The organism is Pontitalea aquivivens (genome assembly GCF_046507575.1).
GTDB classification, from domain to species: domain Bacteria; phylum Pseudomonadota; class Alphaproteobacteria; order Rhodobacterales; family Rhodobacteraceae; genus Pontitalea; species Pontitalea aquivivens.
Genome location: NZ_JBKFEY010000010.1, coordinates 78,195 through 98,660, shown reverse-complemented (window position 1 = coordinate 98,660; position 20,466 = coordinate 78,195). Strand labels below are relative to the sequence as shown.

At 62.3% G+C, this 20,466-nt stretch carries 30 protein-coding genes; 7 read left to right on the top strand and 23 right to left on the bottom strand.

Annotated elements, in window-relative coordinates; translation table 11 throughout:
- Positions 1-13: 13 nt before the first annotated feature.
- The 11 genes from ACK8OU_RS12395 to ACK8OU_RS12345 form a co-directional block, all read right to left on the bottom strand.
- Positions 14-436 (bottom strand): acyl-CoA transferase, encoded by a 423-nt coding sequence (locus ACK8OU_RS12395; RefSeq protein WP_410303726.1) that lies wholly within the window; start codon positions 434-436, stop codon positions 14-16.
- A gap of 112 nt (positions 437-548) precedes the next feature.
- Positions 549-1,118: a CIA30 family protein gene (locus ACK8OU_RS12390; protein WP_410303725.1), complete on the bottom strand. Its 570-nt coding sequence runs from the start codon at positions 1,116-1,118 to the stop codon at positions 549-551.
- Between the two features lie 92 nt (positions 1,119-1,210).
- On the bottom strand, positions 1,211-1,840 hold the full coding sequence (locus ACK8OU_RS12385; protein ID WP_410303724.1) for a DUF6441 family protein: 630 nt from the start codon (positions 1,838-1,840) through the stop codon (positions 1,211-1,213).
- Positions 1,837-2,148, bottom strand: a complete 312-nt coding sequence (locus tag ACK8OU_RS12380; RefSeq protein WP_410303723.1) for a head-tail joining protein — start codon at positions 2,146-2,148, stop codon at positions 1,837-1,839. Before ACK8OU_RS12380 ends, ACK8OU_RS12385 begins: the two co-directional genes overlap by 4 nt.
- Positions 2,148-2,483 carry a DUF2190 family protein gene (locus tag ACK8OU_RS12375; RefSeq protein WP_410303722.1) on the bottom strand — a complete coding sequence of 112 codons (336 nt, stop codon included), beginning with the start codon at positions 2,481-2,483 and terminating at the stop codon, positions 2,148-2,150. The genes ACK8OU_RS12380 and ACK8OU_RS12375 overlap by 1 nt, the downstream gene beginning before the upstream one ends.
- A 130-nt stretch (positions 2,484-2,613) precedes the next feature.
- The gene (locus ACK8OU_RS12370) at positions 2,614-4,686 is read right to left on the bottom strand and encodes a prohead protease/major capsid protein fusion protein (protein WP_410303721.1); all 2,073 of its coding nucleotides are present in this window, start codon (positions 4,684-4,686) and stop codon (positions 2,614-2,616) included.
- On the bottom strand, positions 4,679-6,178 hold the full coding sequence (locus tag ACK8OU_RS12365; RefSeq protein WP_410303720.1) for a phage portal protein: 1,500 nt from the start codon (positions 6,176-6,178) through the stop codon (positions 4,679-4,681). The genes ACK8OU_RS12370 and ACK8OU_RS12365 overlap by 8 nt, the downstream gene beginning before the upstream one ends.
- Positions 6,179-6,183: 5 nt before the next feature.
- Positions 6,184-6,387, bottom strand: coding sequence for a phage head-tail joining protein (locus ACK8OU_RS12360; RefSeq protein ID WP_410303719.1), 204 nt, complete (start codon positions 6,385-6,387; stop codon positions 6,184-6,186).
- An 18-nt stretch (positions 6,388-6,405) separates the two neighbouring features.
- Positions 6,406-9,093 (bottom strand): terminase gpA endonuclease subunit, encoded by a 2,688-nt coding sequence (locus ACK8OU_RS12355; protein WP_410303718.1) that lies wholly within the window; start codon positions 9,091-9,093, stop codon positions 6,406-6,408.
- Positions 9,050-9,559, bottom strand: a complete 510-nt coding sequence (locus ACK8OU_RS12350) for a phage terminase large subunit family protein (protein ID WP_410303717.1) — start codon at positions 9,557-9,559, stop codon at positions 9,050-9,052. The genes ACK8OU_RS12355 and ACK8OU_RS12350 overlap by 44 nt, the downstream gene beginning before the upstream one ends.
- Positions 9,474-10,070: a terminase small subunit, Nu1 gene (locus ACK8OU_RS12345; RefSeq protein ID WP_410303716.1), complete on the bottom strand. Its 597-nt coding sequence runs from the start codon at positions 10,068-10,070 to the stop codon at positions 9,474-9,476. The genes ACK8OU_RS12350 and ACK8OU_RS12345 overlap by 86 nt, the downstream gene beginning before the upstream one ends.
- A gap of 112 nt (positions 10,071-10,182) precedes the next feature.
- Here ACK8OU_RS12345 and ACK8OU_RS12340 point away from each other — a divergent pair, with 112 nt between their 5' ends.
- The 7 genes from ACK8OU_RS12340 (at position 10,183) to ACK8OU_RS12310 (ending at position 12,272) form a co-directional block, all read left to right on the top strand.
- Positions 10,183-10,365: a hypothetical protein gene (locus tag ACK8OU_RS12340; RefSeq protein ID WP_410303715.1), complete on the top strand. Its 183-nt coding sequence runs from the start codon at positions 10,183-10,185 to the stop codon at positions 10,363-10,365.
- A gap of 12 nt (positions 10,366-10,377) precedes the next feature.
- Positions 10,378-10,599, top strand: a complete 222-nt coding sequence (locus ACK8OU_RS12335; RefSeq protein WP_410303714.1) for a hypothetical protein — start codon at positions 10,378-10,380, stop codon at positions 10,597-10,599.
- Between the two features lie 10 nt (positions 10,600-10,609).
- Entirely contained in the window at positions 10,610-10,891 is a 282-nt protein-coding gene (locus ACK8OU_RS12330) for a hypothetical protein (protein WP_410303713.1), read from the top strand.
- A complete protein-coding gene (locus tag ACK8OU_RS12325; protein ID WP_410303712.1) occupies positions 10,888-11,130 on the top strand; it encodes a hypothetical protein in 243 nt (80 codons plus the stop codon). Before ACK8OU_RS12330 ends, ACK8OU_RS12325 begins: the two co-directional genes overlap by 4 nt.
- Positions 11,127-11,615, top strand: a complete 489-nt coding sequence (locus ACK8OU_RS12320) for a DUF3489 domain-containing protein (protein WP_410303711.1) — start codon at positions 11,127-11,129, stop codon at positions 11,613-11,615. The genes ACK8OU_RS12325 and ACK8OU_RS12320 overlap by 4 nt, the downstream gene beginning before the upstream one ends.
- Positions 11,616-11,688: 73 nt before the next feature.
- Positions 11,689-11,964 carry a type II toxin-antitoxin system Phd/YefM family antitoxin gene (locus ACK8OU_RS12315; protein WP_410303710.1) on the top strand — a complete coding sequence of 92 codons (276 nt, stop codon included), beginning with the start codon at positions 11,689-11,691 and terminating at the stop codon, positions 11,962-11,964.
- Positions 11,961-12,272, top strand: coding sequence for a type II toxin-antitoxin system RelE/ParE family toxin (locus ACK8OU_RS12310; RefSeq protein ID WP_410303709.1), 312 nt, complete (start codon positions 11,961-11,963; stop codon positions 12,270-12,272). The genes ACK8OU_RS12315 and ACK8OU_RS12310 overlap by 4 nt, the downstream gene beginning before the upstream one ends.
- Here ACK8OU_RS12310 and ACK8OU_RS12305 read toward each other — a convergent pair.
- The 12 genes from ACK8OU_RS12305 to ACK8OU_RS12250 form a co-directional block, all read right to left on the bottom strand.
- A complete protein-coding gene (locus ACK8OU_RS12305; RefSeq protein WP_410303708.1) occupies positions 12,208-12,474 on the bottom strand; it encodes a DUF7220 family protein in 267 nt (88 codons plus the stop codon). The two genes, ACK8OU_RS12310 and ACK8OU_RS12305, sit on opposite strands and share 65 nt — an antisense overlap.
- The gene (locus ACK8OU_RS12300) at positions 12,471-13,703 is read right to left on the bottom strand and encodes a DNA modification methylase (protein ID WP_410303707.1); all 1,233 of its coding nucleotides are present in this window, start codon (positions 13,701-13,703) and stop codon (positions 12,471-12,473) included. The genes ACK8OU_RS12305 and ACK8OU_RS12300 overlap by 4 nt, the downstream gene beginning before the upstream one ends.
- 437 nt (positions 13,704-14,140) lie before the next feature.
- Positions 14,141-14,431: a CcdB family protein gene (locus tag ACK8OU_RS12295; RefSeq protein ID WP_410303706.1), complete on the bottom strand. Its 291-nt coding sequence runs from the start codon at positions 14,429-14,431 to the stop codon at positions 14,141-14,143.
- Positions 14,419-14,673 (bottom strand): type II toxin-antitoxin system CcdA family antitoxin, encoded by a 255-nt coding sequence (locus ACK8OU_RS12290; protein WP_410303705.1) that lies wholly within the window; start codon positions 14,671-14,673, stop codon positions 14,419-14,421. Before ACK8OU_RS12290 ends, ACK8OU_RS12295 begins: the two co-directional genes overlap by 13 nt.
- Before the next feature lie 90 nt (positions 14,674-14,763).
- Positions 14,764-15,159 carry a type II toxin-antitoxin system death-on-curing family toxin gene (locus ACK8OU_RS12285; protein ID WP_410303704.1) on the bottom strand — a complete coding sequence of 132 codons (396 nt, stop codon included), beginning with the start codon at positions 15,157-15,159 and terminating at the stop codon, positions 14,764-14,766.
- Entirely contained in the window at positions 15,156-15,380 is a 225-nt protein-coding gene (locus tag ACK8OU_RS12280) for an AbrB/MazE/SpoVT family DNA-binding domain-containing protein (RefSeq protein ID WP_410303703.1), read from the bottom strand. Before ACK8OU_RS12280 ends, ACK8OU_RS12285 begins: the two co-directional genes overlap by 4 nt.
- A 92-nt stretch (positions 15,381-15,472) precedes the next feature.
- Positions 15,473-15,898: a DUF6362 family protein gene (locus ACK8OU_RS12275; protein ID WP_410303702.1), complete on the bottom strand. Its 426-nt coding sequence runs from the start codon at positions 15,896-15,898 to the stop codon at positions 15,473-15,475.
- The gene (locus tag ACK8OU_RS12270; protein WP_458524353.1) at positions 15,888-16,100 is read right to left on the bottom strand and encodes a hypothetical protein; all 213 of its coding nucleotides are present in this window, start codon (positions 16,098-16,100) and stop codon (positions 15,888-15,890) included. The genes ACK8OU_RS12275 and ACK8OU_RS12270 overlap by 11 nt, the downstream gene beginning before the upstream one ends.
- Positions 16,097-16,630, bottom strand: a complete 534-nt coding sequence (locus ACK8OU_RS12265; protein ID WP_458524352.1) for a crossover junction endodeoxyribonuclease RuvC — start codon at positions 16,628-16,630, stop codon at positions 16,097-16,099. The genes ACK8OU_RS12270 and ACK8OU_RS12265 overlap by 4 nt, the downstream gene beginning before the upstream one ends.
- A 410-nt stretch (positions 16,631-17,040) precedes the next feature.
- Positions 17,041-19,383: an AAA family ATPase gene (locus tag ACK8OU_RS12260; RefSeq protein WP_410303701.1), complete on the bottom strand. Its 2,343-nt coding sequence runs from the start codon at positions 19,381-19,383 to the stop codon at positions 17,041-17,043.
- 53 nt (positions 19,384-19,436) lie between these two features.
- A complete protein-coding gene (locus tag ACK8OU_RS12255) occupies positions 19,437-20,204 on the bottom strand; it encodes a hypothetical protein (protein ID WP_410303700.1) in 768 nt (255 codons plus the stop codon).
- Complete coding sequence (locus tag ACK8OU_RS12250) at positions 20,204-20,404, bottom strand: DUF6511 domain-containing protein (RefSeq protein ID WP_410303699.1); 201 nt, start codon at positions 20,402-20,404, stop codon at positions 20,204-20,206. The genes ACK8OU_RS12255 and ACK8OU_RS12250 overlap by 1 nt, the downstream gene beginning before the upstream one ends.
- Positions 20,405-20,466 lie beyond the last annotated feature (62 nt).

Below are 20,466 nucleotides of genomic sequence, written 5' to 3'. Positions count from 1 at the left end.
CCAAAGCAAAAGCCTAAGCCAAAGGATCGGCCATCGTGTAATAGAGCACGATCGGAATGATCGCGGCTTTCAGGGGGGAAGCGCCCTCAATCGGCAAATCTACAGGTTGCGGAGCTTCAGGCTCAACCCAGTCGCACTGGCCACACAATGTTCGGTCGGATGCGAGCACCGCCCCAAGGCTCACAACCAGCCAGTCAAAGGCTGCATCGCGCCCCTCGCTCACTTGCACGATTACCTCGATCTCAGCCCGATGCTGGTAGTGATAAGCCAGAGGCGAGAGCGTCACCTCAGGCGTCCCCGGCTCCCCATCTCGCAAGATCACAACGCCCTCCCGACCGATCCGTTCTGGCAGCACCGCGTTGCGCAGCACCAAGGCATCCAGCACCTGAAGCTTGCCATGCAAAGAGGCGAGGATGGTTTCGCGAGAACTGAGCATGGTGGGGATCTTTATTCTCGTCCTCGAGACGTGCAAAAGGCAGCCTTGTTGATAAGACCGTGATCCCCCGTGTCTCGACAGGCAGTTCTTTTCAGCATCGCAATCGTCTGGATCAAACGAACCCGATCTCGAGAACCTCGATTTCAGCCTCATGGTCCCGGCCATAGGCGACAATGGCAATGGACTTCAGCTTTTCAGGGCGCGGCACATTTCGCAAAAGTGCACCCGACGCACGGAACGCTTCAAACGGCAAGATCACTTCCGTCCAGCTGCGGGTGACCTCAAAGCCCGCCTGATAAAATTGCCAAGGCAAGATCGTACCCGATGTGCGAAGATGCACGAAGTAGCGTTGGAGATTGCCGCGCACAACGAGACGCACTCCGGTGACATCGGCCGACGGCGGATTCGAAAGATCACGCCTCATCTGAATGAAGCCGCCCCGGTTCGCGGTACTGACAAGACCGGTCATACGCGCATAGGGCGCGCCATTTTCCTTGAGGAATACAACACGCCCTGTCGAGACCCCGCCCATCACATTATCGGTAAAAAAGCGCCAGCCAGTCTCCGGCTGCATCTTGAAACCCTCGATGTTCATCGTCTCGGACCTCGCATGCTGCACCAAAGCCAGGCTCGGAATAGCCGCCAGAGCGAGCGTAACCAAGCCGCGCCGTGTCATGTTCATTGTGCTCTCCGCCAGATTGCCTGCGACCGTTTCATATCCGGTCGCCGTAGAGTCGATTGATCGCGCGCGGCAGGTGGATATCTGCACTTTACCTAGATCCGCTCGTCGATCCAATGTGCCATGATCAGCCCGGGCACACCATCAATCGCATTTGCGGCATCTCGCCCCAGATCCAGCCGTTTCGACAGCTTCACCTGTGGCACTAGGAGGAAGATCGGCACAGTGCTCTGGCCGCGCCCGGACTTGGACCGTGATGCCACGCCCAGCCCACGGCTGTTCAGCCGCCCATCGGCCACGAGCAGGCTTGGAGCGCCCCGCCGATAGACAAAGCGCAGACGCAGACCGCGCCGCCTTTCCCATTCGCCGGGCGTGAGCGCCTTGCCGCGCGTGCCATTGCCGGCCGCTGGCGTTGGGATCGCAAGCCAGAACCCGTCCCGCGAGCGGATGAGCGGGCCTGTGTCATGAGCGCCGACGATAACCGGCGCCTTCGACCAGACGAGTGCCGCAGCGTTCAGGCTCTCCCCTGACCTCGGATAGGTCTGGCTCCGGATCGAGTTTGCCAGCCGCCGCCCAAGTCCCGCTTGGGTGATCTGCCCGCGCCAGGCGGTCTTGAGACCGGTTCCCGCTTCCCGCATGGCAGCGCTGACAGCCTTTTCGCCAGCTTTGACCTCCGCGGCCATGACCGCGACCAGATCCGGGCTGATGTCGATGCTAAGTTTCACGCGGGGGCCAGCTCAATCGTCCAGACAAGCCGCTCGCGGTCCCGACGCGGCTCACCTTGGATCAGGAAGGTTTCTTCGCCGATCAGAATCTGTTCTTGCGGCCGAGGGGCCGGGATATCCGCCACCCGCACATCGATCCGGGTGGTGTCCGACAAAAGGCGCGCCGCCCCGAACTCGGTCATCTCGTCTGGACGGCGCAAAATCCCCCGCGCCCGCACAAACCGACCCTCCATATCCCGATGCCAAATTTCCACCGAGAGGTTGGGGTCAGCAAAAAGCCGCCCTAAGGCGGCTGCAAACACTGACATCAGAACGATCCGTTCAACCTGACCCGGCCGATCACATCACCAGCGCCACCGGCCACAGCCAGCACAGCCACACCAATCAACGTATTCGCTGTCGCCGTCGTCGTGGTGAGCTTATTGGTGTCGTCCCAATAGATTTTCGCGCCGACCGTCCAGGCCTGGCTCGCCGCTTTGGCCAGATCATGCACGCCGCTCAGAACGGTTTCCACCTCACTCCCCGCCAGCGCGTCATGGGCAGCAACCCCGACGATCGCTCCGAGTTTCAGACACTGGCCGGAGAGAACATCGTAAGGCGCACTCAGCGTGAGCGTGCCCCCCGGTTGACTATAGGTTTTCATATGGTTTCCCTTTTTGACAAAAGGAACGGGCGGCCCCGAAGAACCGCCCGTTCACAAATTTCAGAACTCAAGGGACGAGAACATCTCTGCCCTGCCCCGCGCGCCCTCGCCTTGACTAATCTCAAGATCCTCAGCCGAGCGCCACGCCCGGGTTCTTGTAAAGCCCGCGCCAATCAATCGCCTTCGCACCAAAATCCAGACGCGCCCGGATTTCCATGCCGTCCACGTCAAATCCCATCCGGGTTTCCATCGCGACGCCTTCCTGCCCCTCGAGATAGGCATACTCGACCGTGTCAATCGCCGCCGGGCTCGCCATCAGATACCAGGGCACCGCCCCCGACGCCGGATCCAGACGCGGCTCAGAGATCACCGTCAAACTGCGCAATGACGCCGGAACCACATCCCCCGATGCCGTCGGCACAAAGGCCTGCGAGAGCAACTGCTCGGCCTCCAACTCCAAAGAGGTCGGCACCACCAGAAACGCCGGACGAATGTTCAGAAGCGTTTTCCCGTCAATCCCGGTCTGATGGCTCATCGCCGTGCGCGCCTTTGCCAATCCTGCCACATCAAGCTTCACACCCGTCGCCGCCAGATTGCTATGGCCCGCGTGGAAGAGTGCCTTGCCATCCGCCATCGCTGCATTCGCGGTGATCACGCCCCAAACCACATCGCTTTCCAAGGTCGCCGCGGCCGTCCCGAAGAGTGCTGGCACCCGTGTAAACGCCCCCAGATCATCATTGATCAGCACCTGACGCGTAATCCCGATCACCTTACCAAAGGTCTCGATCCGGTATTTCTCCTGCGCTTCGCCGAGCGTGCCGCGCTTGTATTCTCCGCTCTCATTGACCTTCTCGAGCTGCGGGGCCTCACCGAGCTGCAACCGATGCACATCGCGGAAGTCCGCAACACTCGTGCGCCGCGCAATCGGTGCAAATGTCCGGGGCGCCGCATCATAAGCCGCACGTAAGGTTTTGTTCGTAACGCTCGATAAAATCAGCGGAAAGTCGGATGTACTATGAAGCGCACGTGTCGCCACCTCATCACGGCTGAGCCCGCGCACCCGAACCCCTTCAGCCGCCAGAAAGCTGCGCGCCAACTCAAGCAAAGACATCCCACGCCACTCGCGCGCCGCCTCACTCAGCGCAAACGCGCCCGGATCATGGCGGTGCAAGAGCGCCGCCTCTACCGCCGCCCGGCGGGTCTCGACCTCGCATTGCTCCCCCATCCGGACATGCGGACGCGTCTCGATCGCCTGGTCAGTTTGCGCGGCCGCATCAATCAACGCCGCCCGCGCCTCATTCAAACCAACACCGCGCCCCACAAGATCTGCCGTGATCTCAGCGGCCACACCGAGTTTGCGCGCAGCCTCCTGGATCCCGGAGATCCGCGAGCGCTCCCCTTCCATCGCTTCTTGCGCAATCCGGCGCATCTCCTCGCCCATGTCTTTGGGGTCAGCCTGCTCTGCCGGCGGCATATCGGCGACCACGCGCGTGCTCATCGGCGCCGCGCGGTCTTCAGATCCCCTCACCGCTTGCTGTTCCATTTCCTCACCGCCCTCGGCGGTCTGTTCCTTGTTCTCACTCATATCCTGTTCCTTTGCCTGCCCCGTGCCTCGCACCAATGTGCATGTTGCCTCATCTTCATCCTGCCACCTGAACCCGGCCGCAGCATCTGCCCCCACCGGAACCGCCGAGAGCTCCATCGGTTGCCAATCCACCGCACGCCAGACCGGCACCTGCCCCTCTTCTTCCGTGATCTCGAACCGGCGCACGCTATAGCCCACCGAGACATTGCGAATGATCCCCGAGCGCACATCACGCCAGAACGGGTCCACATCCGCGCGCTCCGAGAAGCGCACCCGCGCCCGCCCCTCCGGCACCCCCCCGGCCCCAACCTCGATCCAGGCGCGTTCCACCACGCCCAAAACTTGCGAGAGGTCGCGCGCACCATGTGTGTTGAGCACAGGCGCGCCCCCATTCAGACGGCTCAGATCCACATGTGCCCCCTCCAACGAGAGCACCTCGTCATAGGGTTTCCCCGTCCAGTAATCGCGCCTGCGCACCATCGCACCGGTCGACCAGACCAGTTCCACCGTCCTGGCATCTGCATCCACCGTCTCAGGCATCACCCGCACATCCGCGCGTGAGAGAACCCCCATTCGGCGGCGCTCCGGATCGCCCTCCGGCGGGTCTTCCTTAGCCATGTCCATCTCCTTCATTCGGGCTCACGGCAGCCGCAACATCGCGACCGCTGTCCTGCCCTGTTTTCGTGGACCGTCTGGGATCACTGTCCAGAACCAGCCCCAACACATCGAGTTCCGCATTGGTTTGAGCGATCTCGCGAAGCACCTGCCCCGGCTCATAGCCCTGCCGCGCGATCGCCTCTTTCAGCGTCATCACGCCCGCACGCACTGCCAGAACATCCGCCTGAATATCTTTGAGGGGATCCACCGCTTCAAAGCGCGGCGCTGTCCATTCTGCCACCAAATCAAGATCCTGCGGCAGATGCCCGGCTGCCTGCGCCGCCAGCACAAACCGGCGCCACACCGGCTGACAAAGTCCCGGCACCAACAACTGCCATTGCAGCGCCTCCATCCGTCGGCGGAACTCGATCAACCCCGCCCGGATTGACGAGTAGTTCACCTGGCTCAGATCACCTGTGAGCAACTCATAGGTCAGCCCTACTCCCGCTGCGACCGCATGAAGCTGCATGCGCATATAGTCCGCATAGCCCCCCGCCGCCGACGGGGTCGCAAAGCGCACATCCTTCCCCGGCTCAAGATATTCGATCATGCCGGGTTCAAAACTCTCGATCCTCTGGCCCTCCGCTGATATCTCCGCGCGCCCCAGAGTCTCCTCATCTTCCACCCCCGTCACAAAGGCGGCAAAGCAGGCTTCGATCTTTTTGCGCACCAGCTCCGCCTCGTCGTAATCGTCGAGATCACGCAGCTTCAACATCACCGGCGCAAACCAGGGCACACCCCGCACCTGCCCGGGGCGCAAGCGCTCAAAAAGATGCAGTACCTGCTCCGCCGGAACCCGCTGCGATTGCAGCCCGCCCGAGAGCGCCTCGCCCGGATGACGCGGAAAGAGCCAATAGGCCACCCTGCGGCCAATCGGGTCGAACTCCACACCTTGCAGAATATACCCACCCCCCGGCAGCTCCGCCGTTCGTGCCGCATCCAGATGATCCGGCTCAAGCACCTGCAATTGCAACGGCACCGCCAGGCCATCCTCGATCCGGCGCGGACGCAACCGCACCAAAGCCTCTCCACTTTCCACCAGCGCCCGAACAATCAGCGCCTGAAGACCGGCAAAATCCGTCAGCCCATCCGCATCACACTCCTGCGCAAACCGGCTCCAGAGATGATCCGCCTGAGCGGCCAGGCCCGCCTCGCCCGCCCGCGCCCGGGGCATAAGCCCCGTGCCCACCATATTACTCACCAGCGCCTGCACCGCCTTCGCGGCATAGGCATTATTGCGCACCAGATCCCGCGAGCGGGCCCGCAACCGATCAAGGGCGGGGCCGATCTCGGCGTTCGCCCCCGTTCCCGACGCAATCCACCCCTCACTGCGGCGTCCCGTCTTTGCGCCCTCATAGGCCCGGAAGAGAACATCAAGCGCTCGTCTTTGCCGCTCACGACGCAACCCTACCCCCGGAGCAATCACCCCGAGAGCCCGATCCAACCAGTTCATGATCCCTACCCTTTGGAGAAGGCCGCAAAACTGCGCCGCGGCTTGCGCTGCCCGAGCGCCTCAGCCAATGCCCCCTCGATCACCCGGATGCGCCGGAGCAAATCCGCCGCAGAGCCGTAGTCGATCGATTTGCCGTCATAGCTGACCCGCGTTGTCCCACTTGCATATGCCCGCCGGAGCGCAACCAATTCGTCCTCGGTCCAACTCATCTCGCCTCCACCAGTTTCTCAAAGCCAGCTGCCACCCCTCCGGCGCACCCAACGATCCGCCTTTGGCGCCACACCTTGCCCGGATGATCCCTCTACGGTCGGGGCTGCACGGGACGGCAGAGACCTGCCCATTCCCCTTCCAAGCCCCTCTTCCATCGCGCCCCATTGCGCCTCGGACCACCGATCCGCACCCAGGATCCACGCAGCCGCCCGGGCATAGACCCGGGTATCAAGCGCCTCGTTGCGCTCCCTGAGCTTTTGCCACTCCAACTTGGCGAAGCCGCGCTTGTTCTTGACCGTCACCAATTGCTCGGCCGTCAGTTGCTTCAACCATTCCGCATCGACCCAACCCGGCAGATGAAGAAAGCCCGGAGGAAAGACCTCCCCCTCTGCCAGGCTGGTTTCCGGCGGATCAAGCCGCAGGAAGCGATATGTCTCTGCCTTGAAGGTCGAGGTAGCCACCGTCCAAAGTCGGGCCCCTCGGCGAAGCCTCTTGCCCCCGATCGTCGCATCGACAAACGTTGGTCCCGTCACCGGGCTTGCGCGATTGAACCCCTCGAGGCCTTTCACCGGCGCCACCTGTCCGAACCCCATCTGTCGCGCCCAGGCGTAGACAGCCGCCGTCTCATAGCCCGTGTCGATCGCAAGCTTCGACACATTCATCACCGCACCACTGTCGTGGAGCCAACTCCGCCCCAAGAGGTCGCTGAGTTTTTGCCAGCACGCCGGATCTCCCGGGCCGCCCTCGATGACGATGTGATCAATGAGCCAGCTTTGCAGCCGCCGGCCCCAGGCCCAGACATCGACCTCGATCCTGTCCTTTTGGACATCTGCGCCCGCAGTCAAGAACAGCCCGCCCGCCGGCACCGTGCCCGCGCGCCAATCTTCCTTCAGCCCCTGCAGTCGCTGCCAGTCCGGCGCCTCGCCGCTTTCTATCCAGGTCTCGCCGAGTGAGGTGTTGACGAAGGTCTTCATCGTCTCATCCCCGCCTGCACGCGCAGACAGAAACGCCTTGGCCATGGCCTCGAGCCGCACCCAGGGCGAATAGATCTCGTTCAGATGGAACCCAGCCGTTCCATTGAATGGCGCGTCCGCGATCCAGCGACCCTTGGAGATTGCCGACCAGCGGGTTTCATCCTTCCACGCGGCGTCGCAGTCTGTGCAATGGTAGCGCGCCGTTTCCGGGCGGTGGCCGCCAGTTTCGTTCTTGTCCCACTTCACCTGCCCCCAGGTCAGGATTTGCTCATGACCGCAGGCAGGACACGGCACCCAGAACCGGCGTTGGTCGCTTTCCGCGAACGCCGCCTCGATCCGGCTCGCGCCCTTGTTCGTCGGCGTCGAGACCAGCACGATCTTGCGGTTCCAGAACGTCACCGTTCGCTTTTTCGCGAGGTTGACCGGGTCACCCTCGGCGCCGGCGCTGAATGGATAGCGGTCGACCTCGTCGCACAAGAGAAGCCGAATCGGCCGGCTCGCCAGCCCCGAGGGTGCGTTGGCACCGACGATGGTCAAATGCCCTCCCGGGAACCGCTTGTGCAGGATCTTGTTGTTGCCATCCCGCGAACGCGGATCTGCAATCTTGCCCTGCAAGCACGGCGTATCCCGCGCCATCGGCGAGAAGCGGTCTTTCGACCAGGTTTCGGCGTCCCGCTCGGTCGGCATCACCACCATGATCGGCGCCGGGTCCTGGTCGATATGGTAGCCTACGCAGTTGTTGACCATCTCCGTATTATGCGTCGGGATCATCGTGCGCCCGGCCAGATAGAGCCGGTTCGGGCTGTCCACCTGAATACAGCGCACCGGCACGCTCTCCACAGGCTCGACGGCGACAATGCGGCGGCGCTCGGTTTCCGTGGTCCGCCGCCCCTCCCGCGAGACCTGACGCGCCCGCTTCCGCGCCAGTCGAAACACCTGCGTGTCGTCATAGATCATGAACGAGAACCGCGTCGCGGGGTTTCCAAGACGCTTTTCGCCGTCGATCACCACCGTCGGCTGCTTGTCCACGGCCGAGAACTTGATGCCCAAGGAGGCAAGAAGCTCGCCGAAGCCCTTGGCCAGACGCGCATGAACCGTGATGAACTCGCAGCGACCGCATTCAGCGATATAGCCGTCCGTGTCCATCAGCCCCTGCAGGAGGGCCAGGCGCTGATCTATGGACCCACGCAGATAAACCAGCGGTATGTGTTTGCCGGTTGCTGGCGTCTTCCGATCCTTGGCCAGCCCCATTTCCCGAAGGCGCAGGCTGAACGGCTTTCCGGCGTCCAGAACCGGATCAACGGGAAGCCCGTACTTCCATTGCATCGAGAACTGACGCCCACATTCCGCGCATTGCCCATTCCCGTGGCGACCCAGCACATCCATGTCATGCCCACGGCGACAAATGTGGTCAGGCCAAGGGAGCGACGGCTTCAGAGTCAGGATATGAGGAACCCGCTTGTCCTTCGACTTGACCTCAACCTCCATACCGCAAGCGCGAAGATGGTCGGCGATTTCCAGATCGTCCTGATGGCAGGTAATCTGTGAACCGTAGCTGTGGCCGTCCCCCAGCCAGACGCCCAAGGCGTAAGGCGGGATCGGCAATGCCTGTTCGGGCAGCTGCAACGCACCGGCCACAGGGATGGCGTATCGGTTCCGCTTTTTCGCGCCGTAGTAATGCGCAGTTTCAGCAATCTCCTTCGTCGTCAGGACCGCCCTGTGGATCGTCATGGAACATGTCCCTCATCGCGTCTTGCGCGCGCGCTGGTGTGTCGCTGTCGACCGCCCAAAGGTGATCGGCATCGGCGATGATCGAACTCCCGTCCGAAAACCGCACGCGGTAGCAGCTCCGATTGAGCATCACATCCGTGGCGCCCGTGACGCGGCACGGCGCGCCAGTTTCGTCAAAAAGGATGTCGCCCACCTGAACGTCGGCCATCGTGGTCCAGCCTGTAGGCGTCGCTAGCGGCGTATCGAGCGCCAGCGCCTTGCCCACCTGTGAACTGGACATGATGACGACGGTTTCGGTGGCGGCATCAGAGACCGCTTCCATGATCCCGCGCTGGTATTCCGCGCGGCTGGTGCGCCATTGCCCAGGCTCGGCGCTGGCCTCAGAGCTCAGACGGCGGTTCTGGTCTGCCCAATCGCTGATGGTCAGGTCCGGCGGTGGCTTCAGAACTGCCAGTGCTTTGCCCACCGTCCGCTTCAGGATCGGTGACCCCTGCAAGGTCAATTTTGGCTTCAAGTTCAATATCTGGCTGCGCGAGATCATCGAGCACCTCGCGGATAGCGGCGCGGATCAGGTTCCGGGTGTCTCCGACGGTTGATTGTTCAAAAGCTTGTGGTGCCAGCCTGTCTGGCAGGGCCAGCAGCCTGGTGCGCAAGAGCGCCAACACCGCGATCCAGGCCGCCTCAATCTGTTCGGCGGCAATCAGAGAACGGCGCTTTTCTTCGGCCTCCATCTCGGCGAGGTCTGCCCGCGCCCGGATGAAGCGTGCGCGTTCAGCGGCATAGTCTGGTGCGCCCGCCTGCGCCTTTAGCGCCTGATCACGCAGATAGCGGACATAGCCGCGGACCGAGCCGATCAGATCATACTGGCCACGCTCCGCCTTCGGGATCACGCCTTCCCGGCTCAGCTGCTGGACCCTGCGCTCCGAGAGATCCAGAAGTCGCGCGATCACACCGATGGGTTGGGTCGCTGTCGACATGAAGTGATCCCCAGGCCCCTATCAAAGCCATGTAATTACAGCGATTATTCTGGATTAAGCAGCCCAGAAGAGCGAATCTAACCGCATCAAACAACGCATCCATGGAGCCCCCATGACCCTCGCCGAACGCTACAACGAAGCCGCCACCCGCCTGCTTCCCCACATGGCTGCTGACCTGGCCGTCGACCCCACGATCACCACCGGGAACGCGATCGACGAGATCGTCTTCCGCCGCAGCGAGTATCTGGGCGGCATGGCCGTCGCCATCCTCGCCATGATCGACCAACAAAGCTGAGGACGCACGCGCATGACCATGGCTATCACCACCATCCGCATCGATCACGCTGCCCTGCCGGAGCATCTCGACTGCTCGCGCCCCGACGCAGTGGCCGAAGTCATCGAGGCCGAGCTGCACGACGCCGGGATCATGGCCGAAGCCTCCGACGTGATCTCGCACATCAAGATCGAACTGCCGACCAGCCAGCTCGCTGCTGCCAGCACCCTGCTCGCCAGCCTCCAGCTGATTTGAGGGCGCGTCGATGAGCACGCGTGCGCAGATCGCCATCCAGATTGGCCCCGAGGAATGGGCCCATATCTACACGCATTTCGACGGCTACCCCGAGCACATGCTGCCCGCACTGGCTGCATGGACGCCCGAGGACATCCTCGCCGCCCGCGAGATCCGGCAGGTCACCGCTGAGGCGCTGGACTGCTTCGACCCGCCGCGCGCGCCAATCGTCTATCCCGAGCCCCACTGCGATTTCTCCCACACCTATGTGTTCGCACAAAGCGGCTGGATCGAATGGAGGGCGGGCCAATGACCACGCACCCCATCTTGCCCAGCCGCATCGGTCGCCATTTCGCCGACGATGTCGTCGGCAACATGACCGGCTGCAAGATCGCGCTCGAGCCTGCCATCGCCGCCGCGATCCTCCGCTGGCAGGGCTGGCGTATCGACCGCGCCACAGAACGCTCGGAGGGCATCCCCGCGGGGCTGCCATACCTGACCGGCTGGGTACAACATTTCGCGGTGACTGCCGCGATGGAGGACACAGAATGATCGAGCTGCGCCCATTGCATCGTCAGCACAGACGGCCTGGTGCCCTGCTCTCCGGCACCGCATTATGCCCGATCAAGCCCGCTCCCCCCAAGCGTCAGATCATCGTCAAGGGTCCTGTGGCCAGTATCCGGCTCCAGAAACAGCCGTCCCAACCCTATCCCGTCGCCAAACCCGAAGGAGCCCGCTGGGTCATGACCATCAATCCCCAAACCCCCACCCCTGCGGAGCCAACCGCGCAAACGAAGCCGCTGATCGATGACCAGCCGAAGGACAACGCACCGAACGAGCGGCAGACCAAGATCACCACGCTGATCGCCATGCTACGCCGCGAAGGCGGAGCCACTATCGAGGAAATGGCCGAGGCGACATCTTGGCAACCACACTCGCTTCGAGGAGCTCTGTCGGGCATCCTTAAGAAAAAGCTCGGCCTCGATGTGATCTCGGCGAAGGTTGAGAACCGGGGACGGGTATACCATCTGGCCTGAGGCCTTGGATCTCGACGCGCATCGAAAGAAGTGCTATATTTACACTGAATTCAATGCGCGCCGGGAGCCCACCATGAACATCACCAAGGACATCAGCCCTTTGACAGAGTTCAAGCGCGACTCCGCCCGCATGATCGCTCAGATCAAGGAGACCGGCCGACCGCAGATCCTGACAGTAAACGGCAAACCTTCGGTCGTCGTGATAGATGCCGCTGCCTGGCAGGAGATGCAGGACCAGCTCGATTATGCCGAAACCGTCGGGGGGATCCGCAAAGGTCTGGCACAGGCCCGTGCCGGTGAAGGCACCGCGGCGGGCGAGTTCTTCGATGGCCTTGCCCGAACGAAATGACCGCGCCGTTACCCGTGATCATCACGCCGAACGCGGCGGAGGATCTCACAACATCCTGGATCTGGCTGCGGGATCGCAACCCGAGGGCGGCGGATGAATGGCTGGCGGGCATCCGCGACACCATCCTCACCCTCGGTGCGATGCCCGATGCACACCCGATTGCTCCAGAAGCGCGTGAATTCGATCTACCGATCCGCCGAGCGCTTCACGGCAAGGCGACGCGCTGGCGCGTCTACTACGCCGTCATCGACGGGTCTGTGCAGGTTCTGCATGTCCGCCATGGTCGCCGGGGCGATTGGCAACCCTGAGTCCTTCGAACAGTCGCCGCAGGAGATACCCTCGCGCCAAGGATACCGCGACGAACGCCAAGCCTATAGTCAGATGCTCACCGAGCGCGGCCTCCAGGCCGAACCACGGGAACACGATGATCTGCGTGACCACCGCGAGGCCGTAGCCCACCGCGACATTCGTCACCGCTTCGATCAGCGACATCTTGCGGGACTGGGTCATTCGGCCATGCGCTCCGACTGCAGCGCATCGAAGGTTTTGTCGTGGCCCTCAAGCACAGCCTGTTTCCCGCTGAAGTTCTGCCAGCGCTTGACCGCCACATCGACGTAAGCCGGGTTCAGTTCAATGCCGAGGCAAACGCGGCCCGTGGTTTCGGCCGCGATCAGCGTCGTGCCCGATCCCATGAAGGGTTCATAGACCGCCTGACCCGGGCTTGAGTTGTTCAGGATCGGCCGGCGCATGCATTCCACCGGCTTCTGCGTCCCGTGGACGGTTTTCTCGTCCTGATCCTTGTTGGCAATCTGCCAGAGCGTGGTCTGCTTGCGGTCCCCCGCCCAATGGCCCTTGCCGGATTTACGCACGGCATACCAAGCGGGCTCATGTTGCCAGTGATAATCCCCGCGGCTCAGAACCAGTCGATCCTTGGCCCAGATGATCTGGGACCGGATGGTGAAACCCGCAACCTCGAGGCTTTCGGCGACCGTGGCAGCGTGCAGCGCCCCGTGCCAGACATAGGCGACATCGCCGGGGAACAGGGCCCAGGCCTCACGCCAGTCCGCCCGATCATCATTCAGCACCTTGCCGGTGCGTTTTGTCCTGGCCGCGCCAGCCTGGTTACGCCAGCTCGGATCGTATTCCACACCATAGGGCGGATCGGTCACCATCAGCAGCGGTTTGACCGTGCCAAGCAGGCGCTCGACATCCGTGGCGACCGTGCTGTCGCCGCAGAGCAGCCGGTGGTTGCCAAGGATCCAGAGGTCGCCAGGACGGCTGATTGGATCCTCAGGGGTTTCCGGAACATCGTCCTCACCCTCCTGCGGGCCGGTGCCCACCTCGAGGCTCGACATCAGCGCGTTCAACTCGTCGTCGGTGAAGCCCGTAAGCCCGAGGTCGAAATCCGCCTCCAGCAGGTCCGCCAGTTCGAGGTTCAGCAGGTCCTTGTCCCACTCGGCATTCTCGTTGGAGCGGTTGTCCATGATCCGGAAGGCCCGCGCCTGGCTGACGGTCAGCCCCTTGGCGACATGCACCGGCGCGGTCTTAAAGCCGAGCTTGCGGGCCGCTTCGAGCCGGGTGTGCCCAGCGAGAACCACCATCGCCTCGTCCACGACGATGGGTTGGCGCCAGCCAAATTCTTGGATCGACGCCGCCACCGTCGCAATCGCCTGCTCGTTGCGGCGCGGGTTGCGCGCATAGGGAATGATCTGCTCGAGCGGCAGGTCGACGACGTCCATGATGATGTCCTTGGGAAGCGTGCGAAGCGAAATGGGGTCGGATCCCCGTTTCGGTTCAGGCAGGTTTTGTCAGGCCGTCAGGCCTTTGTTTTCTTGGGGTTCGCTTCGAAGCGAAACGAAACGGGTTTTTTCAGGAGTGTCACTGGGAAACCCTCGCGCCTCGCCCCCCCGAATACGGTTACAAACAGGAGGGACCCATTCAATTTCAATGGGTTGCGTGTCTCACGAAAACGACCAGAGACAGTTTTTTCTGGCAACCGGTCACCAGTTACACCCCCACAAACCCGTTCAAACTGCAACTGCTCTCGCAGCCACACGACGGTCATCTTATCTGTTTTATAGCGTCTCGCTCGACATCTGTCTTGCTTTCCGGTGTCTCACCGAAAAGTGTCTCACTTGCACGAAAGGGGTTGACAGGCGAAAACCTAACCGTCGCCTCACACACCTGCCATCAAGACATCGATCGCGCGGGTGATCCGATCGGCTTGATCTGCAACACTACCGACCTCGCGCAGGCTGCCACGGCGCACCGACGCGATCAGTCTGGTGGCCATCACCAAGCGCCGACCGTCATGAACGATTTCCGGGTTCAGATGCTTGACAGCCGGATAATCCACAAGAAGCGGGACAACGACCACGCCCGGATCGGGCGGCAGAAGGTCGCTCTCGACGACTACCATGAAAATGCCGTTGTGTTCTGCAATGGCATATCGGCTCAAGCTTTCCAAGTAGCCGCTCCCGGAGCCACCATGAGGTCTGCAAGTGGATGACCATGACGAGAATGCCATTCGGCTTGTGCCGCGAAGGCATCGGCGTTTTCGCTAAGCCACTGTTCGCGCCGAGCATCAGCGATCGCTTTCGCAAGCGCAGCGTCTGCAACCGCGGATACGTTGATATTCAGTTCTCGCGCGCTCTCTAACGCCGCAGCGTCAAGGCTGAGTGAGGTCTTGCGCTTTGCTGCAACCGTCATCTTGTCATACCTCTTCTTTGTACCGTCAAGATATACCTCCATCCACCCTTGCACAAACTAAACGACGCTCTCGGCTCAGACGGGCGACCCTCAGCGGCTAATAATCTCAACCTTCAGCCCTGCAAGCCATTCTGCGAACGCCTCTTCCGATATGATGCCCGAGGCGAGGTCTTCCATCGCCCCGACGCCATCGAGCGGAACTGGGCGCAAGCCAAAGCCGTTCAGGCGCAGAAACGTAGCAGCCGTTACAAACGCCGTACGCTTGTTGCCATCAACGAACGCATGTGCCTTGGCGATGCCAAAGGCATAAGCGGCGGCAAGTTCGTCCAGGTTCGCTGAACCATAGGCGTTTTTGTTGCGCGGCCGCTCCACCGCCGCCTCGAGAAGTTCGATGTCCCTGATGCCAGCCGCACCGCCATGCCGTGCTATCTGACGATCATGGATGATTAGAACCGCCTGCAGCGGCACCCACACCGGCTCACTCACGCAAGCGCCTGCAGCATGTCACGGTTTTCGTCCATGACGATTTGCGCGGCAGCGAGAGCTGCCGCCAACTCAGGATTCTGTGGCGTGATCTTCAGGCTGCCATCGTCGCCACGCACTAGGTAAACTGTGTCTCCTTCGCGGGCATCGATTGCCGCCAGCATTTCCGCTGACAGCGTAACCACGGCTGAGTTGCCGACTTTGCGGATGCGGGTTTCGAACATGGCAGACCTCCTCGTGAATACATCGGTATATACGCATTTTGGGCGATGGATGCAAGGTCAGGCGCCGCGCCAGCCCAGCACGGCGCCCACCATCAAACCGTCTGTTCAATGACGTACTCCATCGACCGCTTGCGCGGCACGGTTCTGCCGTTGAGTTTCCAGACGATCACAGCCAGCCCATACTCGAACCGCCGGTTTGCCGTGGCCCTGCTGATGCCATGTTGCCAGGTGATCCGCTTCCATGGCTTGCGATTGGCCCGCGCCCAGAGGATCTGGCCGATGTCCTTGTCCACCCAACGCAGCCACAGCATCGCCTCATCGGCCTGCGTGATCATCCGCGGTGATGGCAGCGGCTTTTTCATCTGGGGCTCCTGGCCCACCTGATCGGCGAAGGTCGAAATGTATTCCGGCCAGGCGCTGATGTAACCCTGCGGACGGACCGGTGGCATGTACCGCATCACGTCCGCCGCGAGCTCAAGCCGATCGGCCACCATTGCCCGTGTCCAGTCATCGGCCATGGCGCACCTCCCTGACGGCTGGAAGCTTGCCGTAAAGTTTTTCGCCTAGCTGGCGGACCAGTTCACGTTCCGGCCAGCTCAGTCGGTGATCGTCGAGCGAGACAGCCAGCATGTGCTGCTCATGCCAACCATCGCGCTTGACCTGTTCAGCGTCACGGCGATTGCCGCCATACCCCTTGGGGGTGAACCGCATGCCCATCATGCCAGCCCTCCTCCCGTCTCGATTGCCCAGAGCAGGATGGCGATGGCATCCGCCTCGTTGTCGTCAGCCGGGCTAAAACCACGCTTGCGGGCGGCATTGATCATGGCCTGCTTGTTCGCACTGCCGTGGCCAGTGGCGTGGCGCTTGATGGTTCCGACTGGGACGCCCTGGTAGGGCACGCCACGCAACTCGCCCCAAGCGGTTAGCGTGGCCATCAGACCGCCATAGACGTGGCTCGCGTCCGTGCCTGCGTGCCGACGGACCTCTTCGAAGTAGATCGCCTCAATCGGACCGGACAGGCGATCGATCTCGGTCAGCCAGTTGGTGAAGCGCAGGTAGCGCATGCCACCGCCGTCATAGCGTCCGGGTTTGAAGCTGGCCGTACCGGTTGTGATCAGGCCGCCGAAGCCGCGCAGGGCCCAGCCCGTCGTGGTGCCGAGGTCGAGCGCGAGGATTGTCCGGCCGCGCTCGGGCGGCGGCATTTTCGGGGTTGCGCCGGCATCGATGTCGGCGAGAGTCGTGTCAGCCATGGGTCGTCTCCTTTTCTGGTGGGCTGCTCGGGTGGAAGACGACGGCGGTTGATGCTTGGCGGTACCGGCCGCCGTCGTCGGATTGCTCGCGGGCCGGAACTTCGACCCGAGAAGATTGCCCAGGGGTGGGTGGTGGACCTCCCGCCTTGCGGGGGAGGCCACCCACCCCTTTAGGGGGGCTTTTCCGAAATCTTGGAATCCTGAATAAGATATTGAAATCGCGTCGTTATTCAGGATTGCGCCAGGGTTTCGGAATGAGGCATCCGAAATCCTGAGAGAGTCTCGCAACGCACTGAAATTACAGAATAAAAGCCAGATTTCAGATTTCGGCAGGATTTCAGATTTCGGATTTTTAGCCGGAATTCCGGATTGTGAGGCCAGGATTTCGGGTTCGTTTTGGGGGTGAAACCTCATGGATTTGCCCCCTCGGGGTAGACCCAGATGTCGGGGTTTTCGACCGGGAGAACGGCCCCGGTCTGGGCACATTTGTAGTGACTGGGACGCACAGGCGTGACGGTCGGCAAGACCTCGCCGGTGCTTGGATCGACCAATTCCTCGCTGGTCCCCAGCTCCATGAATTCGGTGCAAAGATAGCCGAACTTGCTGCGATCCACAGGCAGCCCGAGCCCGGACGCGGCCTCGCCTTTGACGAACTTGATCACCCCTTTGGTGGTTAGGACATTCAACCGATCGCGGATGCTCGTCTGGCCGCTGAGGCCGCCCTGGTTCTCGAAGGACTGGGCGAACAAGGTCATCGTATACATGCGTCCTGCACGCGCTTCTCGCTCCAAAATATCGGTGATGACCTCGCCCTTGCGTTCGCGCTCGGCATCGTGCCGTGCCCCGAGTTCAGCCCGCACAAGCCGTTCGTTCATCGGGTTGATCTCGACCCATTCACCTTTGACCTTATCGATGATCTTCGCCGCGAGCGCCGGCCCGTTGCGCAGCTCGATTTCCAGCTTGCGCTGCGGGCTTTCCTCGTCGGGCCGGTGCAGGATCAGACCCGAGGTATAGAAGCCGCGCAGCGCGCTGGCCCCAGAGAGGGCCAGAAACGGATCATCCTTGACCTGCTGCTTGCTGAGCTTCTTGGTGTGGTGGACGAGGATCACGCCGCAATCGGGGTTGATGTGATCGCGCAGAACCTCGACCCGGTCCTTTAGAAAGAACATCATGGCAGCGTTGTCGTTTTCGCCGCCGCCCTCGGGGCCGCCGTCGAAGAGATTGCGGATCGGGTCGATGCAGATGATGTCCACGGGCTCGACCGGAAAGGCACGCCGGATAGCCTGAGCCACATGAACACTGCCCTCAGTGTCCAGCAGCATCTTCAGCTTGGGCGTGGCCACCAGATTGTCGCGGGCACCGGCCAAAAGGCCTGACGGCAAGGTGATCTGCTGCATGCGCTCGCGCAGGTAGTGATACTGGATCTCGGCCTGAAGGTAGAAGATCCGCAGGGGCCGCGGTGGCGTGAAGCCGAGGAAGGACTGTCCCGCGGCCATGTGCACGAGCCAGGAGATCAGCAGGTCGCTCTTGCCCACCTTGGGGGCCCCGCCCAACACCAACAGCCCACCCGGCGTCAGCACACGCGGCGCGATGATATCCGCCGGCATGGGGCTCGTGTCATCCAACAGCGCGCCAAGGGTGAAGGCGGGCATTTCGTCCGGGGCGGGTGCTGCGCTGTCGAGCCGGATGACCGGCGGCCCATGCTTTTCGACATGCATGGCCCAGAGCCGTTCGGACTCGCGCTTGAGCCGCTCCACCGGCCACTGTGGCCGGAGCATCGCCGCGTTGTAACCGCAGATCGCCTCCCAGCCCTCGTCCTTCGATAGCCGTCCCTCATGGACCATGCGGATGAAATACCCGATCGCGGCCGAGGCGCCCTCGAAGCGCGACCAGTCATCCTGACCGCCTTCGCGCACCGGGGTGACCAGCACCTCGTCCACGCGTGGCTTGTCGGGCGCGGTGAAATCCGGCGCGAGATTGACGCCCGGCGCGGGCGGCATGTCGGCCACGGCCTCGATGAATTCCCCGAGATCGCGTTCGCGATCGGCGTGCAACTCCACGATCTGGACCTGTGTCTTCAGGCTATTCTTGTAATAGACCGAGCCTGCCACCCGGATCGGCTGATGGGCGGAACGGAAGTGCATGTCACCGCCAACCTTGGCCGCAATGTCGCCCCGCAGGCGGGTCACGCGTGCAATGTCACTGCCTTCGGCTGGCTCCGTGAGTTTCCACCAGACATGGGCCTTACGCTGGCCCTCCGCCGTGACACCCCCGCTTTCCACGACCATGGTCGGCGGGCCGAGATGGCGCTCGAGATGGGAGCGTTTGGCGGCGATGTCGCCGGTGTCGATATCGACGACCACGGTCTGCATTTGCAGGATGTCAGCCGCCTTGGCCTGTCCAGATGCCGCCACAGTGCCAGGGATCACATAGACCGCCGCCCCCTCACGGGCCGCCCAATTGGCGAAGGTCGTCATCTTGTCGGTGGTGTTTTCGCTCGCCTCGAGCCAGATGTTATGCGGTCGGCCATCGATGCCTTGACCCTTGTCGATGAAGCTGCGCACCGGAATCAGCCCGTCGCAATAGCCGAACACGACCTCCATGAACTGGGCGATCTGTTCTGGATCCGGCTCGTCACCGAACACATCCACCATGGGCGCGGCATCGTTGAAGTCCCGCCACGGGTTGAAATGGATCAGGTTCTCCTTCGGTTCTTCTGGCGTCTCTGGGCGGTCATCATGATCGTGAGCCATTGCGGCCTCCTTCCCTGTGTCGTCGTTTTCGGGCGGTTCTTTCGGGGCGTCCGTCATGTCGGCAGCCCCCAACAGCGCTCGGCCCAGGAGCAGAACCGGCATCCGAAGAAGTCACGATTGGCGGCGACGCGGGGCAGCAACTCGCCCACATCCGTGGCGCGCAGGATGCGCACACCGCGATCCGACATGCGCTGCGCCAGCTCGGCATCGAAGGGCACGAGCTCGTGGTGAAGCTCAGCCGTGTCCTTGTTAATTGCTGTAAAAAGCGCCGGGTTGGCGGAAATCCCCGGCACCTGCGCTTCCATGTAGGCCTGATAGACGGCGATCTGGGCGGCATAGACGGGCTTCGATTTAGCCACGCCGTCCTTGACGCAAGCACGCCAGTTCTTTGCGTTCATCGTCTTGCATTCCCAGAGCGCGGGAACGGCAAGGCCAAAGCCCTCGGGGCCGGCGGCAATGATGCCGTCGACATGACCGCGGATACGCCCACCTGCCACCGAGAAGCCGAACTGCCCGCCGTCGGGGCGGTTGCCTTTGCGCGTGTAGAGGTCAAAACCTGCAGCGCGCAGCCAGGCGACGGCCAGATCCTCAAGCGCATGGCCGATGGCGAAGATGCGCAGCGACTGGCCCGAGAAATCCTGCCCCTCGTCCTTCGGCGTCGCCGTGAACTCGAACTGCAGGGCGCGTTCGCAAGCGTGCCCGAGGCGTGAGCCGCCGAGATAATCACGAGGCGCACGGGCGGCATTTTCGGCTATGATAGCGGCGTCGATGGTTTCATTGACCCGGTCGGCGAAGCTGGGTTTGTGGTTGTAATCCAGCATCAGAAGGGTACCTCCGAATGGCTAGCGATCTCGAACATCTCCGCGCGAAAGGCCTCGACGGTGACGACGATCAGCCTGTGCATGTCACATCGGGTCAGCTGGCCCAGCGACCGATCCCAGCCGATCCGCTCCATCTCGGGCGCGAGCGCGCGCATCACGGCGGGCAGCGCCTGGGTTTCCTCTTCGGTGAAATCAACCATGCTCAGTCCTCTTTTCGCTTTTCGGGTGAAGACCGACTGGCACGGCATCGAGCAGAACCAGC

Bases quoted from the DNA above. Each gene is read 5' to 3' on its own strand.
- ACK8OU_RS12395 (WP_410303726.1), bottom strand. From the start codon at position 436: ATGCTCAGTTCTCGCGAAACCATCCTCGCCTCTTTGCATGGCAAGCTT.
- ACK8OU_RS12390 (WP_410303725.1), bottom strand. From the start codon at position 1,118: ATGAACATGACACGGCGCGGCTTGGTTACGCTCGCTCTGGCGGCTATT.
- ACK8OU_RS12380 (WP_410303723.1), bottom strand. From the start codon at position 2,148: ATGTCAGTGTTTGCAGCCGCCTTAGGGCGGCTTTTTGCTGACCCCAAC.
- ACK8OU_RS12375 (WP_410303722.1), bottom strand. From the start codon at position 2,483: ATGAAAACCTATAGTCAACCGGGGGGCACGCTCACGCTGAGTGCGCCT.
- ACK8OU_RS12370 (WP_410303721.1), bottom strand. From the start codon at position 4,686: ATGGCTAAGGAAGACCCGCCGGAGGGCGATCCGGAGCGCCGCCGAATG.
- ACK8OU_RS12365 (WP_410303720.1), bottom strand. From the start codon at position 6,178: ATGAACTGGTTGGATCGGGCTCTCGGGGTGATTGCTCCGGGGGTAGGG.
- ACK8OU_RS12360 (WP_410303719.1), bottom strand. From the start codon at position 6,387: ATGAGTTGGACCGAGGACGAATTGGTTGCGCTCCGGCGGGCATATGCA.
- ACK8OU_RS12355 (WP_410303718.1), bottom strand. From the start codon at position 9,093: ATGACGATCCACAGGGCGGTCCTGACGACGAAGGAGATTGCTGAAACT.
- ACK8OU_RS12345 (WP_410303716.1), bottom strand. From the start codon at position 10,070: ATGTCGACAGCGACCCAACCCATCGGTGTGATCGCGCGACTTCTGGAT.
- ACK8OU_RS12340 (WP_410303715.1), top strand. From the start codon at position 10,183: ATGACCCTCGCCGAACGCTACAACGAAGCCGCCACCCGCCTGCTTCCC.
- ACK8OU_RS12335 (WP_410303714.1), top strand. From the start codon at position 10,378: ATGACCATGGCTATCACCACCATCCGCATCGATCACGCTGCCCTGCCG.
- ACK8OU_RS12330 (WP_410303713.1), top strand. From the start codon at position 10,610: ATGAGCACGCGTGCGCAGATCGCCATCCAGATTGGCCCCGAGGAATGG.
- ACK8OU_RS12325 (WP_410303712.1), top strand. From the start codon at position 10,888: ATGACCACGCACCCCATCTTGCCCAGCCGCATCGGTCGCCATTTCGCC.
- ACK8OU_RS12320 (WP_410303711.1), top strand. From the start codon at position 11,127: ATGATCGAGCTGCGCCCATTGCATCGTCAGCACAGACGGCCTGGTGCC.
- ACK8OU_RS12315 (WP_410303710.1), top strand. From the start codon at position 11,689: ATGAACATCACCAAGGACATCAGCCCTTTGACAGAGTTCAAGCGCGAC.
- ACK8OU_RS12310 (WP_410303709.1), top strand. From the start codon at position 11,961: ATGACCGCGCCGTTACCCGTGATCATCACGCCGAACGCGGCGGAGGAT.
- ACK8OU_RS12305 (WP_410303708.1), bottom strand. From the start codon at position 12,474: ATGACCCAGTCCCGCAAGATGTCGCTGATCGAAGCGGTGACGAATGTC.
- ACK8OU_RS12300 (WP_410303707.1), bottom strand. From the start codon at position 13,703: ATGGACGTCGTCGACCTGCCGCTCGAGCAGATCATTCCCTATGCGCGC.
- ACK8OU_RS12290 (WP_410303705.1), bottom strand. From the start codon at position 14,673: ATGACGGTTGCAGCAAAGCGCAAGACCTCACTCAGCCTTGACGCTGCG.
- ACK8OU_RS12280 (WP_410303703.1), bottom strand. From the start codon at position 15,380: ATGTTCGAAACCCGCATCCGCAAAGTCGGCAACTCAGCCGTGGTTACG.
- ACK8OU_RS12275 (WP_410303702.1), bottom strand. From the start codon at position 15,898: ATGGCCGATGACTGGACACGGGCAATGGTGGCCGATCGGCTTGAGCTC.
- ACK8OU_RS12270 (WP_458524353.1), bottom strand. From the start codon at position 16,100: ATGATGGGCATGCGGTTCACCCCCAAGGGGTATGGCGGCAATCGCCGT.
- ACK8OU_RS12265 (WP_458524352.1), bottom strand. From the start codon at position 16,630: ATGGCTGACACGACTCTCGCCGACATCGATGCCGGCGCAACCCCGAAA.
- ACK8OU_RS12260 (WP_410303701.1), bottom strand. From the start codon at position 19,383: ATGGCTCACGATCATGATGACCGCCCAGAGACGCCAGAAGAACCGAAG.
- ACK8OU_RS12255 (WP_410303700.1), bottom strand. From the start codon at position 20,204: ATGCTGGATTACAACCACAAACCCAGCTTCGCCGACCGGGTCAATGAA.
- ACK8OU_RS12250 (WP_410303699.1), bottom strand. From the start codon at position 20,404: ATGGTTGATTTCACCGAAGAGGAAACCCAGGCGCTGCCCGCCGTGATG.